Source organism: Micromonospora sp. CPCC 206061 (assembly GCF_036906915.1).
In the GTDB taxonomy this organism is placed as follows: Bacteria; Actinomycetota; Actinomycetes; order Mycobacteriales; family Micromonosporaceae; genus Phytohabitans.
In genome coordinates this window covers 1-20,586 of record NZ_JBAKHX010000078.1, presented here as the reverse complement: position 1 = coordinate 20,586, position 20,586 = coordinate 1, and the positions used below count along the sequence as shown (strand labels likewise).

Here is a 20,586-nt window from a genome sequence, read left to right as displayed (position 1 = left end):
GGGTGGAACGCTAACAGCGCATTTCCTCGCTAGCAATGGCCGGCCAACCATTCACGAGGCGTTCGTTAATCAATTACTAGGACAGATCAACTCCATTTCTAGCGGACGCCAAGCTGATCGAGCAGTTGCACCAGGCCGTCGGTGCGCGGCGCGACCTCCAGCACCGGATCGTCGGCGAGGATCGCCTGCTGCAGCAGGTGCAGCCGCTTGGACGGTTCGAGACCGAGCTCCTCGGTCATCGTGTGACGCAGTTGCTGGAATACCCGCAGCGCCTCCTGCCGCCGGCCACTGCGGTGCAGCGCCACCATGAACTGCGCGTGCAGATTTTCGTGCAGGCGGTGCTCGGCCATCATGCCGGCCAGGTCGGAGAGCACCTCCTGGTGCCGGCCGAGCCGCAATTGCGCCTCGATTCCCTGCTCGATCGTGGTGAGCCGGGACTCTTCCAGCCGCTTGATCTGCGGCTGGAGTAACGGCCCGGCGCGCACGTCGCTGAGCGCCGGCCCGCGCCACAGATACTGGGCCCGCAGCAGCAGCTCAGCGGCGGTCGCGTTCTGGCCGCCGGCGAGGGCCTGCCGGCCCTCGGCCGCCAGCTGCTGGTAGCGGTGCAGGTCGAAGTCGTCGGTGGCGCCGAGAAACGCGTAGCCGCCGGGCACGGTGACCAGGACGCTTTTGGCGACCACCGAGGTGGGGACGGAGAGCGCGGAGCCGAACAGCTTGCGCAGGTGCAGCACGTACGTCTGAAGGGTGGTGAGCGCGCTGGCGGGCGGCTCGTGACCCCACAGTTCCTGGATGAGCGCCGTGACCGGCACCGTCTGGTTGGCCTGCAGGAGCAGGAGGGCGAGTACGGAACGGGGCTTGGGGGCGGTGGGCGTCGCCGAGGCATCGCCACACATCAGGGTCAATGGCCCGAGAATCCGAATTTCCAGGCCTTCGCCCGAAGTATTAGACATTGACGGGGACCTCCGTGAAACCGGTGCGTTCACTTGGGGGCGCGCCGTGGATTACACGGTCAACGATCAAGAATCTACCGGAAAGGAGGCAGGTTTCTGCCAGAGAAGCGACTCATTCATCTCGACAGATGGGCGATCTTCTTTGGCTGATCGGGGAAGTAGTGCTTTACCCGGCGCATCCTTGAATAAGGGAGGTCTTCCGACTCTGTCGGGATTTAGGACAGGCGCCGCTACGCGCCGGTGGCGGCCAGGTGGCGCTGCCGCATGAGGAACTTGCGGACCTTCCCGGTCGGCCCCACCACGATCTCGCTGTCCGGCACGACCACGACCCGGCGCAGCGTGGCCGCGGCCGCCTCGCCCAACGCCTCCCGCACCGCCGGCGCCCGGTCGATATCCGGGTCGGCGCCGGCGGCCAGCATCAGCAGCACGTCTGTCACAACCCTGTCACCCTCGCGGCCGGCCACGACCGTGCAGTCGCGCACGTCCGGGCAGCCGACCAGGATGCGCTCTTCCGACAGCGCCGTGTACAGCCACCGGCCGCCGCCCAGGTCGACCGCGTCGACGGCCCGGTCCACGTGGTAGTACCAGCCCTCGGCGTCCCGGTACATGAGGTCGCCGGTCAGGTACCAGCCGCGGAACCGGGTCCGGTACGTGGTGACCGAGTCGTTCCAGTACCCGGGCGCCAGCGTTGGCGACTTCAGCGCGACGTGCCCGACCGCGCCGACCGGCACCTCCTCGCCTGTGGAAAGGTCGAGCAGCGCCACCTCCGCGAACGGATACGGCTTGCCCACGCACCGCCCGTACCGGTCGCTGCCCGGCCGGTGGGTGATGTGGAACGCCGAATGCCCCATCTCGGTCGAGCCGATGCCGTCGATGAACCGCGAACCGGGCACGTCCACCGGACCGTCCGGCGTGTACTGCGGGTGGCTGCCGGCCGCGACCAGCCGCCGGATGTGCGCCTCGTGCGCGGAGTCACCGGTGTTGAACCACACCCGCACCGAACCGAGGTCACGCTCGGTCAGGTCGTAGCGGGCCAGCTCCGCCCACGTGACCGCGAACCCGAACACCCCCGTCGGGCGCCACCGCTCGATCGCGTCCAGCACGATAGCGCCACTGTGGACGAACTCGCCGCCCTGCGCCGACATGTACAGCAGCTCGTACCGGTTGCACAGCGCCTGGTTGACGGTGATGATGCCGGCCGCGTGCGCGGCGGGCAGCACGGACAGCTCGCGCACCACCCCCGACGGGCGCGGTTCGGTCAGCCGGATGCGGCGCACGGCCGCGAAAAGGCTCGCGTGCGAGTGCACGACGGCAGCCGGTATCCGGGTGGTGCCCGACGAGTGCGTGATGGCGACCGGGTCGTCGGCGTGGTGCCGGTAGTGCGCCGGGGCCCGCTCCGGGTCACCGCCCCCAGTCTCGGCCGCGTCGATGTGCCCGAGGTCGCCGAGCTCCAGGACGTGCTCGCCGTTGTCCTTGTCAAGTAGCGCCCGGTGCGTCTGGTCCGTGATGATGCCGACCGCGCGCAGCCGCCGGACGAACGGCACCGCGATCTCGCCGGGCATGTTGCCGTTCATCAGGGCGGGGATCGCGCCGAGCCGCGTCAGCGCGAGGAAGTTCAGGAAGCAGTCGGCCGCCGAGGTGACGTAGACGGCCACCGGGTCGCGCGGCTGGACGCCGCGCTCGTGCAGCCAAGCCGCGCGGGCCGCGACACGCTCGTCGAGTACTCCCAATGTCAGCGGCGTCCACGGTGGACGGCCGTCGACGGCGGTGTCGAACGTGATACCCGGCCCGTCCGGTGCCGCACCGTGCTCACGCAGCTTCAGCAGGACGTTGCCGGCGCCCAGATCCGAGTCGGCGGCCAGCGCGGCACGAAGGTTCTTGGCGGTCACGGCTGCACTCCTGTCGTGGTTCTAGCGGACGGTGCGGGCGAACAGGCGGGCCGACCACAGCACGGTGGCGGCGGCGAGCGCGGCGACGACGAGCAGGCTCCGCCACACCGACGGGTCGCCGACGTCACCGGCGAACAGCGCGCGCATGCCGTTCGTGGCCCAGTAGAAGGGGTTCCAGTCCGAGATCCGCTGGATCCACACCGGTGCCAGCGCCACCGGCAGCAGCACCCCGGCCAGCAGTGCGACCGGCTGCGCCACCGTGTTGATGACCGGGCCGAGCGACGCCTCGTCACGCACCAGCAACGTCACGTCGTACGAGATCGCCGTCGTCATCAGCGCGATCAGCGCCAGCAGCACGAAGGCGAGCAGCACGTAGAGCGGGCCAACCGACAGTCCGAAGGGGATCGCGAGCACCGTGACGATGATGGCCTGCACCAGCAGGGATGTCACGTCACGCAGGGCACGCCCCAGCAGCAGCGCGGCCCGGCTGACCGGGGTGACACGGGCCCGCTCGATGACGCCGGCCCGGATCTCGGCCAGCAGCCCGAAGCCGGTGAACAGCCCACCGTAGAGGGCCATCACGACCAGCAGGCCGGGCACGTAGATGCGGTACGCGTCGGCGTAACTCGTCGCACCCATGGAGGCCAGCGCAGGCTTGAGCATGGGTGCGAACAGCAGCAGGTAGGTGACCGGCTGCGCGAGTCCAAACAGGAGCCACGTGCGGCTGCGCAGCATCAGCCGCATCTGCTGCTGGTAGACCAACCAGGTGTCGCGGGCGAGTTTCACGGCAGCAGGCTAGGCCGCCGCGACGACCCGCAACAAGCGCCTTGACCGGACGTCGAGCCGCCTTCCCGACGCGACTCGACCGGGAGTCGAGGACCGCGGACATAAACTCCTGCCGATGAGATCGGAGCAGATCGCCGTCCCCTTCGAGGGCGACGGCAGCGGCGTCGAGGAACTGGCCTGGGGCCAGTCCGAGTTGTGGCGCGCCATGCAGCGCCAGCAGACGTTCATGCCGATCGGGTACGCCGAGCCGCTGCCGCCCGGCACCACCATCGACACCGTCATCGACGGCCTGCGCTACTGGATGAGCCGCTACCAGACCATGCGCACCCGCCTGCGACACGACCCCGACGGCCACACCCGCCAAGTCGTCCACGCCACCGGCGAAGTGACCCTGGAGGTCATCGACGCCGACGACCACGACGACCCGGCCAAAGTCGCCGAAGAGACCCGGCTGCGCTACTGGCACACCGACTACGACTTCGTCGACGAATGGCCAGTACGGATGGCCGTCATCCGCCACCGAGGCGCCCTCACCCACCAGGTCGTCGTCCTCTGCCACCTGGTCACCGACGGGTTCGGCGGCCTCATCATGCTGCGCGACCTCGCTTCACGCGACACCGCACCGGTGACCGCGACCCAGCCCTTGGAGCAGGCGCGCTGGCAGCAGTCCCCCGCTGGACGCCGTCACCTCGCCACCGTGCTGCGGCACTGGGAAGACGTGGTCCGATCGGTGCCGGCACGACGCTTTCCCGGCTCCGACGACCGCCGCACACCCCGGCATTGGCAGGTCGGGCTCGACTCGCCGGCCAGCCACCTCGCGGTGCGAGCCATCGCCGCACGCACCACTGTGGACGCTTCACCGATCCTGCTCACCATCTTCGCGGTGGCGATGGCGCGGGTGATCGGCACCAACCCGGTCGTCATCCGCGTGGTGGCCAGCAACCGGTTTCGCCGCGGGCTCGCCGACTCGGTCAGCCCTCTCACCCAGACCGGCCCGTGCGTCATCGACCTCGCCGGGCTCACCTTCGAGCAGGCGCTGGCCCGCACCGCACGCCGCGCGTTCGTCGCATACAAGCACGCGTACTACGACTCCGCGGCGCTGGACGAGGCCATCGCGCGGGTCTGCGACGAGCGCGGCGAGCACGTCGACCTGTCGTGCTTCTTCAACGACCGGCGGCTGGTCACCCGCGACCTGCCGGACGGCCCGCCCCCGACACCCGACGAGATTCGCGCCGCGCTCGGCCGCAGCACGCTGCGCTGGGGTGAGCCCACCGACAAGCCGAGCGAGCGCCTCTTCGTCAACGTCAACGATGTGCCGGACACGGTGGACATCACCATCTTCGCCGACACCCACTACGTGTCGCCGGCCGGCATGGAGGCGTGCGCCCGCGAGATGGAGGCCGTCGCCGTCGCGGCCGCACACGACCCGTTGGCGCGTGTGGCATGAAGATCATTGTGCCTTTCGTGGGCGCCGGCGCCGGCGTCGACGAGCTTTCCTGGGGACAGCGCGAGATCTGGTCGGCCATGTGCCGGCAGAACTGGTGGCTGCCCATCGGGTACGCCGAGCCGCTGCCGCCCGGCACCACCATCGACACCGTCATCGACGGCCTGCGCTACTGGATGAGCCGCTACCAGACCATGCGCACCCGCCTGCGACACGACCCCGACGGCCACACCCGCCAAGTCGTCCACGCCACCGGCGAAGTGACCCTGGAGGTCATCGACGCCGACGACCACGACGACCCGGCCAAAGTCGCCGAAGAGACCCGGCTGCGCTACTGGCACACCGACTACGACTTCGTCGACGAATGGCCAGTACGGATGGCCGTCATCCGCCACCGAGGCGCCCTCACCCACCAGGTCGTCGTCCTCTGCCACCTGGTCACCGACGGGCTCGGCGCGGTCCTGATGATGGACGAGCTCGCCCAGCGCCCCTCCGCACCGGCCACCGCGCCACACCCCCTGGAGCAGGCGCGGTGGCAGCGTTCGCCGGCCGGGCGCCGGCAGTGCGAGGCGGCGCTGCGGCACTGGGAGGCGCTGCTGCGGGCCATCCCAGCCCGCCGCTATCCCGGTCCCGCCGACCCGCAGACACCGAGGCACTGGCACGGCGAGTTCAACTCCCCCGCCACCCACCTGGCCCTGCGCGCCGTCGCCGCGCGTACGAAGGTCGCCGCGTCCCCCCTCTTTCTCGCCGTCTTCGCGATCGCCTTCGCCAGGGTGACCGGCACCAACCCCGTCGCCGTCCAGGTGGTGGTCAGCAACCGCTTCCGCCCCGGCCTCGCCGACACGGTCAGCCCCGTCAACCAGACCGGCCTGTGCGTGGTCGACCTCGCCGGCACCACGTCCGAGCAGGCCATCATGCGGACCGCGCGGCGCGCCCTCGGCGCGTTCAAGTACGCCTACTACGACCCGTACCAGGTCGACGCGCTCGTCGAAAGGGTCAGCCAGGAACGCGGCGAGGAGGTCGACATCGCCTGCTACTTCAACGACCGCCGCGTGCTCGGCCCCGACTCCGGCGGCGGCACGGTGCCCACGCCCGCGCAGATCCGCGCCGCGCTGCCACGCACAACGTTCGGCTGGACGCTGCGGCAGGACGACCCGTGGGAGCGGCTGTTCGTACACGTCGAAAACGTCCCCGACACGGCCGCCATCACAGTCCAGGGCGACACCCACCACATCTCACCGTCCGACATGGAGGCCTGCGTGCGGGAGATGGAGACGGTCGCCGTCGAGGCCGCGGACGATCTGTTCGGGTCCACCCGGATCAGGGGTGACCGATGACAGCACTGGAGTCGGTCGCCACCTACCTGCCATCCGGGCGGGTGCCGATCGAAGACCTCGCCGGCCAGCTGGAGCTGACACCCATGCAGGTCAAGCTCTTCCGCCGGTACCACCGGCTGGCCGAGGTCCGGCGCGAACCCGATGGCACGCTGCTCGACCTGCTGCTCGCCGCCGTCGCCAACCTCGACGGGCTACGCGGCCGCGAGCACGAGATCCGGTACGTACTGCACGCACGCACGTTCCCGGTCGTCGTGCCGTACCCGGTCAACCCCGTGCACGCCCTGTGCCGCATTCTCGGGCTCGACCACGCGGTGGCGTTCGCGGTCACCCACCACGCCTGCGCTACCGGGCTGCTGGCGCTGGACGTGGCCGGGCGGCTGCTCGCCCACGACGGCGACGGGCTCGCACTCGTGCTGGCCGGCGAGAAGACCTTCACCCGCGACGCCCAACTCGTGCCGGAGACCTCCGTGTTCGGCGAGGGCGCGTCGGCCTGCCTCGTGCGGCACGCCGGCCCGCGCGACCGGCTGCTCGCCTACGCGGCCCACGTGCGCGGCGAATTCGACGACGAGCTGTCCGACGACCCGTCCGCGTACCAGCGCGAGTACCACTCGTCGCTGGCCGACGTCATCCTCGACGCCGCCGCCCAGGCCCACACCGGCCTCGGCGAGGTCCAGCTGATCCTGCCGCACAACGTCAACGTGGTGGCATGGCAGCGGCTGTGCCGCCGCATCGGGTACCCGATCAGCCAGGTGCTGCTCGACAACGTGCCGGTCGCCGGCCACGTCTTCTGCGCGGACGCGTTCCTCAACTACCAGACCGCCCGCGAGCGCGGGCTGCTGCGCCCCGGCGACCGGTACATCGTCGCGGCCGCCGGCGCCGGGCGGGGCGCGACGTTCTCGGCCATGGTCTTCGAGCATTAAGGAACCCACCACGATGGAACCATCCCCCACCATCCACAAGGGAACGATCGTCGACAGCATCCGCGTGCTGCTTCCCCGGGTGCTGCGCCGCGACGTGCCGGCCGCCGGCGAGCACACCAAGCTCATGGAGGACCTGGGCCTCAGCTCGTCGACCACGCTGGAACTGATGCTTGAGCTCGAAGAGTCCCTCGACATCCAGATCGACGTCGAAGACATCGACCAGGACGACTTCGCCACGGTCGGCACGCTCGCCGAGTTCGTCGCCGGCCACCTGCTGCCGGCGGAGTGAGCCGGTGTACCCGCCGGACGGCGACGCGCCCCTGCGGATCAGCCGGGTCACGCGGCGCCGGTTTCCCGAACCGGCCCGCATCGCCGCCGACCCCGCGCACCAGGCGCACCTCGACGCCTACCTGGCCGACCTCGTCCGGCCCTACGGTCTGGCGCTGCGACCGGCGCCCGGCGGCCATTCATACGGTGAGATGGCCGAGGCGCTGATCGCCGAGACAGTACGGCCCGGTGAAGACGTCGACCTGCTGGTGCTGGCGTTCGCCGTACCGGACATCCGCCCCGGGCGCGCCACCGCCGCCTATCTCAGCCACGTCTGCCCCGGCCGGCCGCTGGCGTTCGCGGTGTGCGACCAGGGCGCGGCGGCCGCGTTCACCGGGCTGCGGCTCATCCGCGAATACACCCGCACCGGCGAGTGCCGGCGGGCGCTGCTCATCGTCGTCGAGCAGGCTACCCTCCACTACGACCCGATCGCGCCGGTCGCCCTGCCGGACGCGCACACCGGCGTCGCCCTGCTGTGCGACGACTCAGGTCCGATCGCCGTCGACGATGTGGGCGTACACAGTGGAATGCCGCCCGCGGCGCTGCCGGACGGGGCGACGCTGGTCCTGGGAAACGGCCTTCCGCCGCCCGCCGGGCGGCAGGCCCGCGTCGCGCCGGCCGGCCATCCCTACACCGGGCCGTGGTGGGAGCTTGCGGGGGTACTCGCGACCGGCCCGCCGGGCCCGCTGCTGGTCGCCGACTACGACCCGGTGCTGCGGTATGTATGCCTTTGCCGGCTGTCGCCTGTGGAGTCGGATGGATTCGAGGGAGGTGCGGATGCCCGACTGGAACTGGGAGCGTCCTGACCAGCTGGGTGAACTGATGGATCAGTTCACCCAGAGCATGGCGCGCTGCGACAAGCTGGAGCCCCTTCCGGCCCAGCCGCCGTACAGCCGCGGCGCGCTGCGCGGCCTGGGCGTGACCGGGATCGAGTTCGCCGCCTGGAAGACGGCGCACCCCGCCGGCCTCGGCAGTGACCTGGTGCCGCTGCGCTGCGGCGACACCGTCACCGGGCAGGGCCACCTGTACCGTGTGGACGGTGAACGGCACTTCGCTCAGCTCGACGCCTGCCAGCCGCTGCCGTTCGAGACGGGCGCCGTCGACTGGGCGTACGCCGAACACCTCATCGAGCACATACCGCCGGACGCGGCCATCGACTGGCTCCGCGAAGTGCGGCGCGTGCTGCTACCCGGCGGCGTGCTGCGACTGACCACACCAGACCTGCGGCGCTACGTCGAAAGCTACCTACACGACGACGGGTTCTTCGCCCGGCACCGGCGGCGGCTACGCACGGCGGGCGTGGGCCCGCCGATGCCGCAGCGGCCGGCCTTCATGTTCAATCAGCTGTTCTACCTGTACGGCCACCGCTGGATCTATGACTTCGAGGAGCTGCGGCACGCGTTAGGACAGGCCGGATTCGGGGTCGTGACGGCGTGCGGGTTCCGCCAGGGGGCGCGGCAGGACGTGGCCTGCCTCGACCGGGTGCTGCGCAACGACGAGACCATCTACGTGGAGGCCGTCGCCTAGGCTGGGGCGATGTCTCGACTGTCCCGGTACTCAGCGGTGTCGACGGCGCTCGCGCTGCTCAGCGACCGCCAGCTCGGGCAGCTCGTCGCCTCGGCCGCCCCTGCCGGCACCGGCATCGGCGGCAGCTCGGTGCGGCTCGACGTCGAGGACGTGCCCGTGTTCGCCAAGCAGGTCGCGCTCACCGACCTGGAACGGCAGCCCGGCAACGTCATGTCGACCGCCAACCTCTTCGAGCTGCCGCCGTACTTCCAGTACGGCGTCGGCAGCCCGGGCTTCGGCGCGTGGCGCGAGCTCGCCGCGCACACCATGACGACCAACTGGGTACTCAGTGGACAGTCGGACGCGTTCCCGCTGCTGTACCACTGGCGCGTGCTGCCTGACGCGCCCGCGGCGTCCGACAAGCGCGCCGACGTCGACGGCGCCGTCGCCTACTGGGGCGGCTCGGCCGCCGTGCGGGCCCGCTTCACGGCCCTGGCCGAGGCGTCGGCGAGCCTCGTGCTGTTCCTCGAACACATCCCGCACAGCGTGGCTGACTGGCTGCCCACTCAGCTCACCGACATCGAACCCGCCGCGGAGATGGTCGACCGCCTCCTGCGCGACGGTGCCACGGTGATGGACGCCGGCGGGCTGACCCATTTCGACGCCCACTTCGCCAACGTCCTCACCGACGGGCACCGGCTGTACTTCGGCGACATGGGGCTGGCGACCTCGCCACGCTTCGACCTGTCACCCGACGAGCGGGCCTTCCTCGCCCGCCACCCCAGATTCGACCACCTCTACACGGCCACACACTTCGTCATCTGGCTGCTGGACAACGTGTGCGGGGTGCCGCGCTCCGAACGCGGCGAGCACCTCCGGCGGTACGCCGACGGCCTGGCGGCTCCCGACGCGCCGCCCGCCGTCGCGGCGATCATCCGCCGGCACGCGCCGGTCGCCACCGTCGTGTACGACTTCTACAGCCGCCTGCTCACCGAAAGCCGCGCCACCCCATTCCCTACCCGACTAGTGCTGGCCACCTGAACCGGGGCTCAGCCGGTCGACGGAAATGAGGGGCCAGCTGGGCGTTGCTGATCCTCTCGCCGCTCTCATGGTGGCCCGCGCTCCGCACGCCGGGCCCGCTCGCCGGGCCCGCGCGGCGCACGCGGGGAAGGATCGCGGCCCGAGGGCCGCGACGGGCACGCTCCATCCGGCGGCGGCGGGGCGGGCCCTTGCGCATCGGCGTGCTTTGCTCTGCTTCCCTCCCGGAAACACCGAAAGGATGACACCTGACCTCCACCGATCGGGCGGCGGTCGGCATCCGCCGTCAGGTGTATCCGTTAGGGAAGCAGAGCAAAGCACGGCGCAGGCTTACTGCCCACCCTGCCCACCCTGCCCCCTGGCCACCCTGCCCACCCCTGCCCGGTGGCCCGGCCGGCGCGGGCAGCGCGAGGCACGCGGGCAGCGTTCCGCTGCCCGGTCGATCAAGGACATCTCCATCGACCAAGGGCGAATGCACGCGGAAAAGAGATCGAACCACGTGCGTTTGCCCTTGATCGGCGGGGAGAGCGCGCGGCGGCGCGCGGGGGCGGGGAGAGCGCGGGGCGGGGACGGTCGCGCGCGGGTGGGGAGGGGGACGGGTGGGGCTAGCGGGTGCGCGGGGCGTGGCGGCGGTACGGGCTGACGGTCGGGTCGCCGGCGATCCAGAAACGCCACGGCCGGTCGTGGGCGCCGTTGACGCCTACCCGCGGGCCCGACTCGATCGCTGACGCGGGCACTGGTGACGCGGGCGGCGACAACCGCACCGGGCCGTCGCCGAGCAGGTAGACACCGTAGGCCGTGCGGTCGATGCCGAGCGCCGAGCACAGCCGCGCCGGCCCACGGGCCAGGTCACGGTCCACAGTAGACCGACGCCGCTCCCGGGCGAGGGTAAGGCCGGACTCCACCGAGCCGGCGCGCAGCAGCACAGCCGACGCCTCGCCTTCCGGGCCGGTCACCACGTTCATGCACCAGTGCATGCCGTACGTGAAGTAGACGTAGGCGTAGCCGGGTGGGCCGAACATGACCGCGTTGCGCGGGGTCCGGCCACGGTGGGCGTGCGAGGCTGGGTCGCCCGCCGTGCCGGCGTACGCCTCGACCTCAGTGATGCGGACCGTGACGCCGCCGGCGGACAGCAGGCAGCCGAGCAGGCCGCGCGCCGCCGGCAGCACCGGCCCGGCGAGAAGGTCGATCAGCGCGGTACGACCGACGCCTCGGCCCATTCGCGCCATCCTTCGAGCTTGTCGGCGGCGGTCGCGAGCTGGTCGGCGACCGGCCCCGGGCCCGTCGAGCCGGGCGTGATGCGGGCGGCCAGCGCCGAGCGGACCGACAGGACGTCGCGGACGCCGGGATCCAGGTGCGGGCTGATCCGCGTCAGGTCGTCGTCGCTTACCTCGTCGAGGGCGCAGTCGCGGGCCACGCACAGCGCGACCAGCTGGCCGGTGATGTCGTGCGCGTCGCGGAACGGAACGCCCTTGCGCACCAGCCAGTCGGCGACCTCGGTGGCCAGCGTGTACCCGACCGGGGCGGCAGCGACCAGCCGGTCGACGCGCACGGTCATCGTGGAGATCATGCCGGCGAGGGCGGGCAGCACGAGTTCGAGGGTGTCGACGGCGTCGAAGACCGGCTCCTTGTCCTCCTGCATGTCGCGGTCATAGGTCAGCGGCAGGCCCTTGAGCATGGTCAGCACGGTGACGAGGCCGCCGATGAGCCGGCCGGACTTGCCGCGGGCCAGCTCGGCGATGTCCGCGTTCTTCTTCTGCGGCATGATCGACGAGCCGGTGGCGAAGCCGTCGTCGAGCTCCACCCAGCCGAACTCCTGTGAGGTCCACAGCACGACCTCTTCGCCCAGGCGGGACAGGTGCACCCCGATCAGCGCGGTCACGAAGAGGAACTCAGCGACGAAGTCGCGGTCGGCGACGGCGTCCATCGAGTTGGCGGCCGGGCCGGTGAAGCCCAGCTCCTTGGCGACCCGGGCCGGGTCGAGCGGCAGCGACGAGCCGGCCAGCGCCCCGGCGCCGAGCGGGCTGATCGCGGCGCGGGTGTCCCAGTCGCGCAGGCGTTCCAGGTCGCGCAGCAGCGGCTGTACGTGTGCGAGCAGCCAATGCCCGAACGTCACCGGCTGCGCGTGCTGCACGTGCGTCATGCCCGGCGCGGGCGTGTCGATGTGCCGCTCGGCCTGCTCGACGAGCGCGTCGGCGAGCCCGACCACCTGGACGGCCACGCCGCGGGCGTGGTCGCGCAGGTAGAGCCGAAGGTCGGTGGCGACCTGGTCGTTGCGGGACCGGCCGGCGCGCAGCTTGCCGCCGAGCGTGCCGAGCCGCTCCAGCAGCCCGCGCTCCAGCGCGGTGTGCACGTCTTCGTCTTCGACCGTCGGGCGGAACGCGCCGGAGGCGCAGGCGGCCTCCAGGTCGTCGAGCGCGGCGAGCATCTGACCGAGCTCGTCGGCGTCGAGCAGGCCGGCACCGGCCAGGACCCGGGCGTGCGCCCGCGACCCGGCGAGGTCGTACGGCGCCAGCCGCCAGTCGAACTGGACGCTGACCGAAAGCCGGGCCAATGCCTCGGCGGGACCGCCGGTGAACCGGCCTCCCCACAAACTGGTACGCGACACGAGCGCCTACGTTACTGACCCAACCGCGCGTCGCGCGCGGCGGCCATCCTGCTCGGCAGACCGAAGAGCTCCACGAAGCCCTTCGCCAGCGACTGGTCGAACGTGTCACCGGTGTCGTAGGTGGCCAGGTTGAAGTCGTACAGGCTGGCCTCGGAGCGGCGGCCGGTGACGACCGCGCGGCCACCGTGCAGCGTCATCCGCACCTCGCCGGTGACGTGCCGCTGGGTCTCGTCGACGAACGCGTCGAGCGCCCGCTTGAGCGGCGAAAACCACAGGCCGTCGTACACCAGCTCGGCCCAGCGCGCCTCGACGCCCCGCTTGAACCGGGCGGTGTCGCGCTCGACGGTGACGCCTTCCAGCTCCTGGTGGGCGGTGATCAGCGTGATCGCGCCGGGCGCCTCGTAGATCTCGCGGCTCTTGATGCCGACCAGTCGGTCTTCGACCATGTCGATCCGGCCGACGCCATGGGCGCCGGCGCGCCGGTTCAGCTCCAGGATCGCCTGGTACGGGGTGACCGTCTCGCCGTCGATCGCGACCGGCACGCCCGCGTCGAACGTGATGACGATCTCGTCGGGGTCGCGCGACTCGGCCGGGTTGGCGGTGTAGCTGTACAGGTCTTCGATCGGGGCGTTCCAGATGTCTTCCAGGAAGCCGGTCTCGACGGCGCGGCCCCACAGGTTCTGGTCGATCGAGTACGGCGAACGGTGCGACACGTCGATCGGCAGGCCGCGCTCCTCGGCGAGGGCGATGGCCTTGTCGCGGGTCCAGGCGAAGTCACGGGCCGGCGCGACGATCTTCAGGTCGGGGGCGAGCGCGCCGATGCCGACCTCGAACCGCACCTGGTCGTTGCCCTTGCCGGTGCAGCCGTGCGAGACCACGGTGCCGCGGTGCTTGCGGGCCGCCGCGACCAGGTGCTTCGCGATCAGCGGTCGGCTCAACGCGGACAGCAGCGGGTACCGGTCCATGTAGAGGGCGTTGGCCTTGACGGCCGGCAGGCAGTACCCGGCGGCGAACTCCTCACGCGCGTCGACGACCTCCGACTCGACCGCGCCGCAGTCGAGGGCGCGTTGGCGGATGGCGTCGAGGTCTTCGCCGCCCTGCCCGAGGTCGACCGCCACGGCGATGACCTCGGCGCCCATCTGGTCGGCCAGGAACGGGATCGCGACCGACGTGTCCAGCCCGCCCGAGTACGCGAGAACAATGCGTCCTGTCATGGTGTCTTGCCTTCGTCTTCGGAACGCCCGGCCCAGGCGCTGAGCTTGTCGGCGAGGGCCCGGCCGCTGAGCGGCTCGCGGGCCACGACCAGGATCGTGTCGTCGCCGGCGATGGTGCCGACCACGTCGGGCAGGCCGGCGCGGTCCATGGCGCTGGCCAGGAACTGCGCGGCGCCCGGCGGGGTGCGCAGCACGGCCAGGTTGCCACTGGCGTCGGTGTCGGTCAGCAACTCGCGCAGCAGCCGCAGCAGCCGCGCGGGCGCCTGCTCCGCGAGGCGCGGGCGCGGCTCGCCGTCCTCCGGGATCACGTACACGGCGGGGCCGCCGTCGGAGCCGCGCACCTTGTACGCGCCGAGCTCCTCCAGGTCGCGCGACAGCGTCGCCTGCGTGACCTGGACGCCGTCGGAGCCGAGCAGGTCGGCCAGCTCGGTCTGCGAGCGCACCCCCCGCTCGCGGATCAGCTCCACGATCCGCGCGTGGCGCGCGGTACGCGTCGAGGGGCCCGTCATGTGGATGCCTCCAGCAGCCACGCCAGCAGCGCTTTCTGCGCGTGCAGGCGGTTTTCGGCCTGGTCCAGGACGGCGCTTTGCGCGCCGTCCAGGACGTCGTCGGTGACCTCCTCGCCGCGGTGCGCGGGCAGGCAGTGCAGCACGATCGCGCCCGGTGCGGCCGCCGCGAGAAGGTCCTTGTTGACCTGGTACGGCCAGAAAGGCCCCAGCCGATCCCGGCCGTCCCCTTCCTGCCCCATGGACGTCCACGTGTCGGTCGCCACCACGTCGGCGCCGTCCACCGCCTCGTACGGGTCGCGCAGGACGTCGGCGGAGCCGCCGGTCCACGCCGCGATCTCCTCCGCCCGCGACACGACCGTCGGCGACGGGTCGAACCCTGACGGCCCCGACACCCGCACGTGCATCCCAGCGGTGGCGCCCGCGAGCAGGTACGAGTGGGCCATGTTGTTGGCGGCGTCGCCGACGTAGGCCAGCGTGCGCCCAGAGGTGCCACCGAGGTGCTCGCGGACGGTGAGCAGGTCGGCGAGAAGCTGGCAGGGGTGAAAGCCGTCGGTGAGCGCGTTGACCACCGGCACCGTCGCACCGGTAGCCACCTCGACGAGCCGCTGGTCGCCGTGGGTGCGCATGACGATCGCGCTGACGTACCGGGACAGCACCGCAGCCGCGTCGCCGAGCGTCTCGCCGCGCCCGAAGTGAGTGCCCTGGGAGTCCACGACGACCGGGTTACCCCCCAACTCGGCGATGCCGACATCGAAGGAGAACCGGGTGCGCAGGCTTTGCTTGTCGAAGAGCACCGCGACCGACTTAGGGCCGGCGAGCGGCTTGTGCCCGTACCGGTCAGCCTTCATCGCCGCCGCAAGGTCGAGCACGGCGGACTGCTCAGCCGGCGAGAGGTCGTCGTCACGCAGGAAGTGCCGGGTCATGCGCCGCCTCCCGCAGCCGCCACAAAGCGAAGGGAGCGCGTGCGGAGGCGAGCGCCAGCTAGCTCAGTCATGCCACACCTTCCAGAGCCGCCGGCAGTGCGGCGATGAACGCGTCGACCTGCTCGGCGTTGACGATCAGCGGCGGCGCGAGCCGGATCACGTTGGGCTGGATCGGGTTGACCAGGAATCCGGCCTCCCGCAGCGCGGCCGCAGTCGCGGCCGACACCGGCTCGGTGAGCACCACACCGAGCAGCAGGCCGGCGCCACGCACCTCGGCTATCCGCGGATGGCCGAGCGCCTCGACGCCGCGCCGGATGCGCTCGCCGATCCGCTTGACGTGGTCGAGCAGGCCCTCGCCCGCGATCGTGGAGATGACCGCGAGGGCGGCCGCGCAGCTGACCGGGTTGCCACCGAAGGTGCTGCCGTGGCTGCCCGGGCCGAACAGGTCAGCGGCCGCGCCGAACGCCAGGCAGGCGCCGATCGGCAGCCCGCCACCGAGACCCTTGGCGAGCGTGATGACGTCGGGTTCGACGCCCTCAGCCTGGTGGGCGAACCAGTGGCCGGTGCGCCCGATGCCGGTCTGCACCTCGTCGAGCACCAGCAGCGCCCCCCGGGCCGCGGTGATCTCGCGGGCCGCGACCAGGTAGCCGGCGGGCGGGACGACCACGCCGTTCTCACCCTGGATGGGCTCCAGGATCACCATCGCGGTCTCGTCGGTGACGGCCGCGTCGAGGGCGGCCACGTCACCGTACGGGACGAAGCTCACGTCACCGGGTAGTGGGCGGAACGGGTCGGCCTTGGCGGGCTGGCCGGTGAGCGCGAGGCTGCCCATGGTGCGGCCGTGGAAGCCGCCCACAGTGGACACCACCTGCGTGCGGCCGAGACGCCGAGATAGCTTGAACGCGGCCTCGTTGGCCTCCGCACCGGAGTTCGCGAAGAACACCCGGCCCTGCCGGCCGGCGAGAGCCAGCAGCAGCTCGGCGAGCGCCACCGGCGGTTCGGCTACGTACAGGTTGGACACGTGGCCGAGCGTCGAGATCTGCTTGGTCACGGCGCTCACCACGGCCGGGTGGGCGTATCCGAGCACGTTGACCGCGATCCCGCCGAGCAGGTCGACGTACTCCTTGCCGGCCTCGTCGTACACCACCGCGCCCTCGCCGCGCACCAGCGCCAGCGTCGGGGTGCCGTAGTTGTCCATCATGGACTGCGACCACCGGTCGATCAGGCCGCTCACGGACTCACCACCATCGTCCCGAACCCTTCAGAGGTAAACACTTCCAACAGCGTCGAGTGCGCGACCCGGCCGTCGACGACGTGCGCGGCGGGCACCCCACCGCGTACCGCGCGCAGGCACGCCTCCATCTTGGGCACCATGCCCGACTCCAGCTGCGGCAACAGCGTGGCCAGCTCGTCCGTGTCGATCCGGGAGACCAGGCTGGCGGTGTCGGGCCAGTCGGTGTAGAGCCCCGGCACGTCGGTGAGGACCACCAGCTTGCGAGCCTCCAGAGCGATCGCGAGCGCGGACGCGGCGGTGTCGGCGTTGAGGTTGTGCAGCACCCCGTCACCGTCCGGCGCGACCGTGGAGATGACCGGTATCCGGCCGGCCGCGATCAGGTCGGCGACCGCCCCCACGTTGACGTGCCCCACGTCGCCGACGAGCCCGACGTCGACGGCTTCCCCGTCGACGTACGCGTGCCGCCGCACGGCCGTGAACAGCTTGGCGTCCTCTCCGGACAGTCCGACCGCGAACGGCCCGTACTCGTTGATGAGCCCGACCAGCTCGCGGCCGACGTGGCCGACGAGCACCATGCGCACCACGTCCATGGCCTCGGGTGTGGTGACCCGCAGCCCGCCGCGGAACTCGCTGGCGATGCCGAGCCGCTTGAGCATGGCCGAGATCTGCGGGCCGCCGCCGTGCACGACGACCGGCTTGAGGCCCGCGTACCGCATGAACACCATGTCGGCCGCGAACGCCCTCTGTAGCTCGGGGTCGATCATCGCGTTGCCGCCGTACTTGACGACCACGGTCGCCCCGTGGAACTGCGCCAGCCACGGCAGTGCCTCGATGAGCGTCGCGGCCTTCTGCTGCGCTCGCTCGTGAGCGATCGAGAGAGTCATGTCGAGTACGCCGAGTTCTCGTGCACGTACGCGTGCGAGAGGTCGTTGGTCCAGATCGTGGCCCGCGCGGAGCCCGCGTGCAGGTCGATCCCGATCGTCACGTCACGCCCAGACAGGTCTACTGTGGAACGGTCGGCGGCCGCGGCACCACCCTCGCACACCCAGACCCCGTTGACCGCGACGTCGAGCGCGTCCGGCTCGAACGCGGCCGCGGTGGTGCCGACGGCGGCGAGGATGCGTCCCCAGTTCGGGTCGTTGCCGAACAGCGCGGTCTTGACGAGGTTGTTGCGCGCCACCGACCGGCCGACCTCGACCGCGTCGTCTTCGCTGGCCGCGCCGACCACCTCGATGGCGACCTGCTTGGTGGCGCCCTCGGCGTCGGCGATCAACTGCTGCGTCAGATCGTGACAGGCGGCGGTGACCGCCGCGGTCAGCTCCTCCTGGCTCGGCGTGATGTCCGAAGCGCCGTTGGCCAGCAGCAGCACGGTGTCGTTGGTGGACATGCAGCCGTCGGAGTCGACCCGGTCGAACGTGACCCTGCAGGCTTCGCGCAGCGCCGCGTCGAGCGCAGCCGAGTCGGCAACCGCGTCGGTGGTGAGCACCGACAGCATCGTGGCGAGGCCCGGGGCCAGCATCCCGGCGCCCTTGGCCATGCCGCCGACGCTCCAGCCCTCGCCCGCCGCGACGGCGACCTTCGGCCGGGTGTCGGTGGTCATGATGGCTTCTGCCGCCGCCAGGCCGCCGTCCTTGTCGAGGGACTTGGCTGCGGCGGTCACCCCGGGCAGCAGCCTGTCCATCGGCAAAAGTTCGCCGATCAGGCCGGTCGAGCAGACCGCCACGTCACCCGCGCCGAGTCCACCGAGGACAGACGCCACATGTTCGGCCGTCGCATGCGTGTCCTGGAAGCCCTGGTGGCCGGTGCAGGCGTTGGCGCCGCCCGAGTTCAGCACGACCGCGCGCACCACACCACCGCGCACCACCTGCTGGCTCCACACCACCGGCGCCGCCTTGACCCGGTTGGCCGTGAAGACGCCGGCAACCGTCGCGTCGGGCCCGTCGTTGAACACCAGGGCGACGTCTAGCCCTTGCTGCTTGAGCCCGGCGGCGACCCCGCTCGCCTTGAACCCCTTGGGATGCGTGACGCTCACTGAGCCTGCCTTTCGTTCGCGACTGCGGGGCTCGCATGCGGGCGTCCGCGGGCCGGCCCAAGCCGTCGAAGCTCACTCCTCACGCTCACGGTGCGACTCCGAAGGCCGAGAGCCCTGTCGTCTCGGGCAGGCCGAGCATGAGGTTGGCGCACTGCACGGCCTGACCGGCGGCGCCCTTGCCAAGGTTGTCGATGGCGCTGGTCACGATCACCCGACCCGAGTCGATGTCCACAGTGGCCTGAAGGTGGCAGGCGTTCGAACCGAACGTGGCGGCCGTGTGTGGCCACGCACCCTCGGGCAGCACGTGCACGAACGGCGCGTCCGCGTACGCCGCCGCGAGCACCTGCCGGGGGTCAGCGTTGCCGACCGGCCGCGCGGTCACCGTCGCCAGGATGCCGCGCGGCATCGGGGCCAGCACCGGCGTGAACGACAGGCTGCGCGCCCCGGTCGCCTGCTTGATCTCGGGCACGTGCTGGTGGGCCCCCACCTTGTACGGCGACAGGTCACCCATCACCTCGCTGCCCAGCAGGTGCGCCTTGGGCGCCTTGCCCGCGCCGGACGTGCCCGAGGCCGCGACCACGACCACATCGTCGGGCGACACCGCGCCCGCCGCGATCAGGGGCGCGAGCGCCAGGACGGTGGCCACCGCATAGCAGCCTGTGGCCGCGACCCGGCTGGCGATCGTGATCGCGCCGCGCTGGCCGGGCAGCTCCGGCAGGCCGTACGTCCACGCGCCAGCGTGCTCGCCGCCGTAGTACCGCACCCAGGCGTCCGCGTCGGCCAGCCGGTGGTCCGCGCCGAGATCCACGACCTTGACCCCGTCCGGCAGCTGCGCCGCGAGCGCCGCCGACTGCCCGTGCGGCAGCGCCAAAAAGACAAGATCAGCATCGGCCAGAGCCGCCGGGTCGGTCGCGCTCAGTGTCAGGTCAAGGCCCGTGAGCTGCGGATGTACTGTCGACAGCGGCGCACCGGCCTGACTGTGCGCGGTGGCGGCCACGATGTCGAGCTCGGGGTGGCCAGCGATCAGGCGCAGTAACTCACCGCCCGCGTATCCACTCGCCCCGGCCACCGCGACCCGGATGCCCATGTCCACCTCCGCATGTCTATGCAGAGGACGGTATCAGTTTCCACAAGACCATGCAATGGAGTGGATGATGAATCACTCGTTCACTCCCGCACCCATGCCGACCAGGCTAACCACGCCACCCCCAACCACCGCCACTCCCGCCCCACCGCACGCCTTTCCCATCGATCAAGGACAAATGCACGTGGTTCGATCTCTTTTCCGCGTGCGTTTGCCCTTGATCCATGCGATCTTCCTTGATCGACGCGGCTGGGCGCGCTGCCGAGGCTGCCCGGCGGCCTGGCGCCGTTGGACGCGGCTGTCGGCGCCGGGCGAACCTGCCGCCACTAGTCGGACCCCACCGCCGCCGGACGAACCTGCCGCCGCGCGAACCTGCCGCCACCATGCGAACCCACCGCCGCCGGACGACATACCGCCGCCGGCGGACATACCGCCGCCGGGGGCGGTTGGCGGCGCCGCTACGGGCCGACCGCCCGCGGGGCAGGATCCGGACCGACGACCCGCCCAGTTCCCGCGCTCCCGCGGCCTTCGCCGCGCCCGCCCCACGCGCGGGCATGTAAGGCCCGCTTGTCCCCCTCCGTCGCCGCTGGCCCTACCCGGCCCCAGCCACGTCGTCGATCAAGGAGACCTGCATGGATCAAGGGCAAATGCACGTGGAAAGAGATCGAACCACGTGCATTTGCCCTTGATCGACGGAAAGGCGCGGCCAAGCCGCGCGCCACGCCGGCCGGGCCACGCCGGCCGGGCCACGCCGGCCGGGCCACGCCGGCCGGGCCACGCCGGCC

At 71.3% G+C, this 20,586-nt stretch carries 19 protein-coding genes; 7 read left to right on the top strand and 12 right to left on the bottom strand.

Annotated elements, in window-relative coordinates; all coding sequences use genetic code 11:
* Nucleotides 1-98 precede the first annotated feature (98 nt).
* The 3 genes from V6V89_RS33675 to V6V89_RS33665 form a co-directional block, all read right to left on the bottom strand.
* Nucleotides 99-893: an AfsR/SARP family transcriptional regulator gene (locus tag V6V89_RS33675; RefSeq protein ID WP_334623610.1), complete on the bottom strand. Its 795-nt coding sequence runs from the start codon at nucleotides 891-893 to the stop codon at nucleotides 99-101.
* 287 nt (nucleotides 894-1,180) lie between these two features.
* Entirely contained in the window at nucleotides 1,181-2,839 is a 1,659-nt protein-coding gene (locus tag V6V89_RS33670) for a class I adenylate-forming enzyme family protein (protein ID WP_334623594.1), read from the bottom strand.
* 21 nt (nucleotides 2,840-2,860) lie between these two features.
* Nucleotides 2,861-3,625 (bottom strand): ABC transporter permease, encoded by a 765-nt coding sequence (locus V6V89_RS33665; RefSeq protein WP_334623593.1) that lies wholly within the window; start codon nucleotides 3,623-3,625, stop codon nucleotides 2,861-2,863.
* Nucleotides 3,626-3,740: 115 nt separating this feature from the next.
* On the opposite strand from V6V89_RS33665, the gene V6V89_RS33660 reads away from it, so the two are divergent.
* From V6V89_RS33660 to V6V89_RS33630, 7 genes are read left to right on the top strand one after another with little or no spacing between them, the layout of a single operon-like run.
* Nucleotides 3,741-5,072: a condensation domain-containing protein gene (locus V6V89_RS33660; protein ID WP_334623592.1), complete on the top strand. Its 1,332-nt coding sequence runs from the start codon at nucleotides 3,741-3,743 to the stop codon at nucleotides 5,070-5,072.
* Nucleotides 5,069-6,406, top strand: coding sequence for a condensation domain-containing protein (locus V6V89_RS33655; RefSeq protein WP_334623591.1), 1,338 nt, complete (start codon nucleotides 5,069-5,071; stop codon nucleotides 6,404-6,406). The genes V6V89_RS33660 and V6V89_RS33655 overlap by 4 nt, the downstream gene beginning before the upstream one ends.
* Nucleotides 6,403-7,326 (top strand): 3-oxoacyl-[acyl-carrier-protein] synthase III C-terminal domain-containing protein, encoded by a 924-nt coding sequence (locus tag V6V89_RS33650; RefSeq protein WP_334623590.1) that lies wholly within the window; start codon nucleotides 6,403-6,405, stop codon nucleotides 7,324-7,326. Before V6V89_RS33655 ends, V6V89_RS33650 begins: the two co-directional genes overlap by 4 nt.
* 13 nt (nucleotides 7,327-7,339) lie before the next feature.
* Nucleotides 7,340-7,615, top strand: a complete 276-nt coding sequence (locus V6V89_RS33645; RefSeq protein ID WP_334623589.1) for a phosphopantetheine-binding protein — start codon at nucleotides 7,340-7,342, stop codon at nucleotides 7,613-7,615.
* A 4-nt stretch (nucleotides 7,616-7,619) separates the two neighbouring features.
* Nucleotides 7,620-8,459 carry a 2-hydroxy-acid oxidase gene (locus tag V6V89_RS33640; RefSeq protein WP_334623588.1) on the top strand — a complete coding sequence of 280 codons (840 nt, stop codon included), beginning with the start codon at nucleotides 7,620-7,622 and terminating at the stop codon, nucleotides 8,457-8,459.
* On the top strand, nucleotides 8,431-9,180 hold the full coding sequence (locus V6V89_RS33635) for a class I SAM-dependent methyltransferase (protein WP_334623587.1): 750 nt from the start codon (nucleotides 8,431-8,433) through the stop codon (nucleotides 9,178-9,180). Before V6V89_RS33640 ends, V6V89_RS33635 begins: the two co-directional genes overlap by 29 nt.
* Nucleotides 9,181-9,189: 9 nt before the next feature.
* Nucleotides 9,190-10,200, top strand: a complete 1,011-nt coding sequence (locus V6V89_RS33630) for a serine/threonine protein phosphatase (protein WP_334623586.1) — start codon at nucleotides 9,190-9,192, stop codon at nucleotides 10,198-10,200.
* A 602-nt stretch (nucleotides 10,201-10,802) separates the two neighbouring features.
* Here V6V89_RS33630 and V6V89_RS33625 read toward each other — a convergent pair.
* From V6V89_RS33625 to argC, 9 genes are all read right to left on the bottom strand, one after another.
* Complete coding sequence (locus tag V6V89_RS33625; protein WP_334623585.1) at nucleotides 10,803-11,417, bottom strand: DNA-3-methyladenine glycosylase; 615 nt, start codon at nucleotides 11,415-11,417, stop codon at nucleotides 10,803-10,805.
* Entirely contained in the window at nucleotides 11,387-12,805 is a 1,419-nt protein-coding gene (gene argH, locus V6V89_RS33620) for an argininosuccinate lyase (RefSeq protein ID WP_334623584.1), read from the bottom strand. Before argH ends, V6V89_RS33625 begins: the two co-directional genes overlap by 31 nt.
* Nucleotides 12,806-12,816: 11 nt before the next feature.
* Complete coding sequence (locus V6V89_RS33615; RefSeq protein ID WP_334623583.1) at nucleotides 12,817-14,019, bottom strand: argininosuccinate synthase; 1,203 nt, start codon at nucleotides 14,017-14,019, stop codon at nucleotides 12,817-12,819.
* A complete protein-coding gene (locus tag V6V89_RS33610) occupies nucleotides 14,016-14,528 on the bottom strand; it encodes an arginine repressor (protein ID WP_265251773.1) in 513 nt (170 codons plus the stop codon). Before V6V89_RS33610 ends, V6V89_RS33615 begins: the two co-directional genes overlap by 4 nt.
* Nucleotides 14,525-15,451 carry an ornithine carbamoyltransferase gene (gene argF, locus V6V89_RS33605; protein ID WP_334623582.1) on the bottom strand — a complete coding sequence of 309 codons (927 nt, stop codon included), beginning with the start codon at nucleotides 15,449-15,451 and terminating at the stop codon, nucleotides 14,525-14,527. Before argF ends, V6V89_RS33610 begins: the two co-directional genes overlap by 4 nt.
* A 67-nt stretch (nucleotides 15,452-15,518) precedes the next feature.
* The gene (locus V6V89_RS33600) at nucleotides 15,519-16,685 is read right to left on the bottom strand and encodes an acetylornithine transaminase (RefSeq protein WP_334623581.1); all 1,167 of its coding nucleotides are present in this window, start codon (nucleotides 16,683-16,685) and stop codon (nucleotides 15,519-15,521) included.
* A complete protein-coding gene (gene argB / locus V6V89_RS33595) occupies nucleotides 16,682-17,569 on the bottom strand; it encodes an acetylglutamate kinase (RefSeq protein WP_334623580.1) in 888 nt (295 codons plus the stop codon). Before argB ends, V6V89_RS33600 begins: the two co-directional genes overlap by 4 nt.
* Entirely contained in the window at nucleotides 17,566-18,717 is a 1,152-nt protein-coding gene (argJ, locus tag V6V89_RS33590; protein WP_334623579.1) for a bifunctional glutamate N-acetyltransferase/amino-acid acetyltransferase ArgJ, read from the bottom strand. The genes argB and argJ overlap by 4 nt, the downstream gene beginning before the upstream one ends.
* 85 nt (nucleotides 18,718-18,802) lie before the next feature.
* Complete coding sequence (argC, locus tag V6V89_RS33585; protein ID WP_334623578.1) at nucleotides 18,803-19,804, bottom strand: N-acetyl-gamma-glutamyl-phosphate reductase; 1,002 nt, start codon at nucleotides 19,802-19,804, stop codon at nucleotides 18,803-18,805.
* Nucleotides 19,805-20,586: the final 782 nt, after the last annotated feature.

Bases quoted from the DNA above. Each gene is read 5' to 3' on its own strand.
- V6V89_RS33610 (WP_265251773.1), bottom strand. From the start codon at position 14,528: ATGACGGGCCCCTCGACGCGTACCGCGCGCCACGCGCGGATCGTGGAG.
- V6V89_RS33660 (WP_334623592.1), top strand. From the start codon at position 3,741: ATGAGATCGGAGCAGATCGCCGTCCCCTTCGAGGGCGACGGCAGCGGC.
- V6V89_RS33635 (WP_334623587.1), top strand. From the start codon at position 8,431: ATGCCCGACTGGAACTGGGAGCGTCCTGACCAGCTGGGTGAACTGATG.
- V6V89_RS33625 (WP_334623585.1), bottom strand. From the start codon at position 11,417: ATGGGCCGAGGCGTCGGTCGTACCGCGCTGATCGACCTTCTCGCCGGG.
- argB (WP_334623580.1), bottom strand. From the start codon at position 17,569: ATGACTCTCTCGATCGCTCACGAGCGAGCGCAGCAGAAGGCCGCGACG.
- V6V89_RS33655 (WP_334623591.1), top strand. From the start codon at position 5,069: ATGAAGATCATTGTGCCTTTCGTGGGCGCCGGCGCCGGCGTCGACGAG.
- V6V89_RS33645 (WP_334623589.1), top strand. From the start codon at position 7,340: ATGGAACCATCCCCCACCATCCACAAGGGAACGATCGTCGACAGCATC.
- argC (WP_334623578.1), bottom strand. From the start codon at position 19,804: ATGGGCATCCGGGTCGCGGTGGCCGGGGCGAGTGGATACGCGGGCGGT.
- V6V89_RS33675 (WP_334623610.1), bottom strand. From the start codon at position 893: ATGTGTGGCGATGCCTCGGCGACGCCCACCGCCCCCAAGCCCCGTTCC.
- V6V89_RS33650 (WP_334623590.1), top strand. From the start codon at position 6,403: ATGACAGCACTGGAGTCGGTCGCCACCTACCTGCCATCCGGGCGGGTG.
- argF (WP_334623582.1), bottom strand. From the start codon at position 15,451: ATGACCCGGCACTTCCTGCGTGACGACGACCTCTCGCCGGCTGAGCAG.
- V6V89_RS33615 (WP_334623583.1), bottom strand. From the start codon at position 14,019: ATGACAGGACGCATTGTTCTCGCGTACTCGGGCGGGCTGGACACGTCG.
- V6V89_RS33630 (WP_334623586.1), top strand. From the start codon at position 9,190: ATGTCTCGACTGTCCCGGTACTCAGCGGTGTCGACGGCGCTCGCGCTG.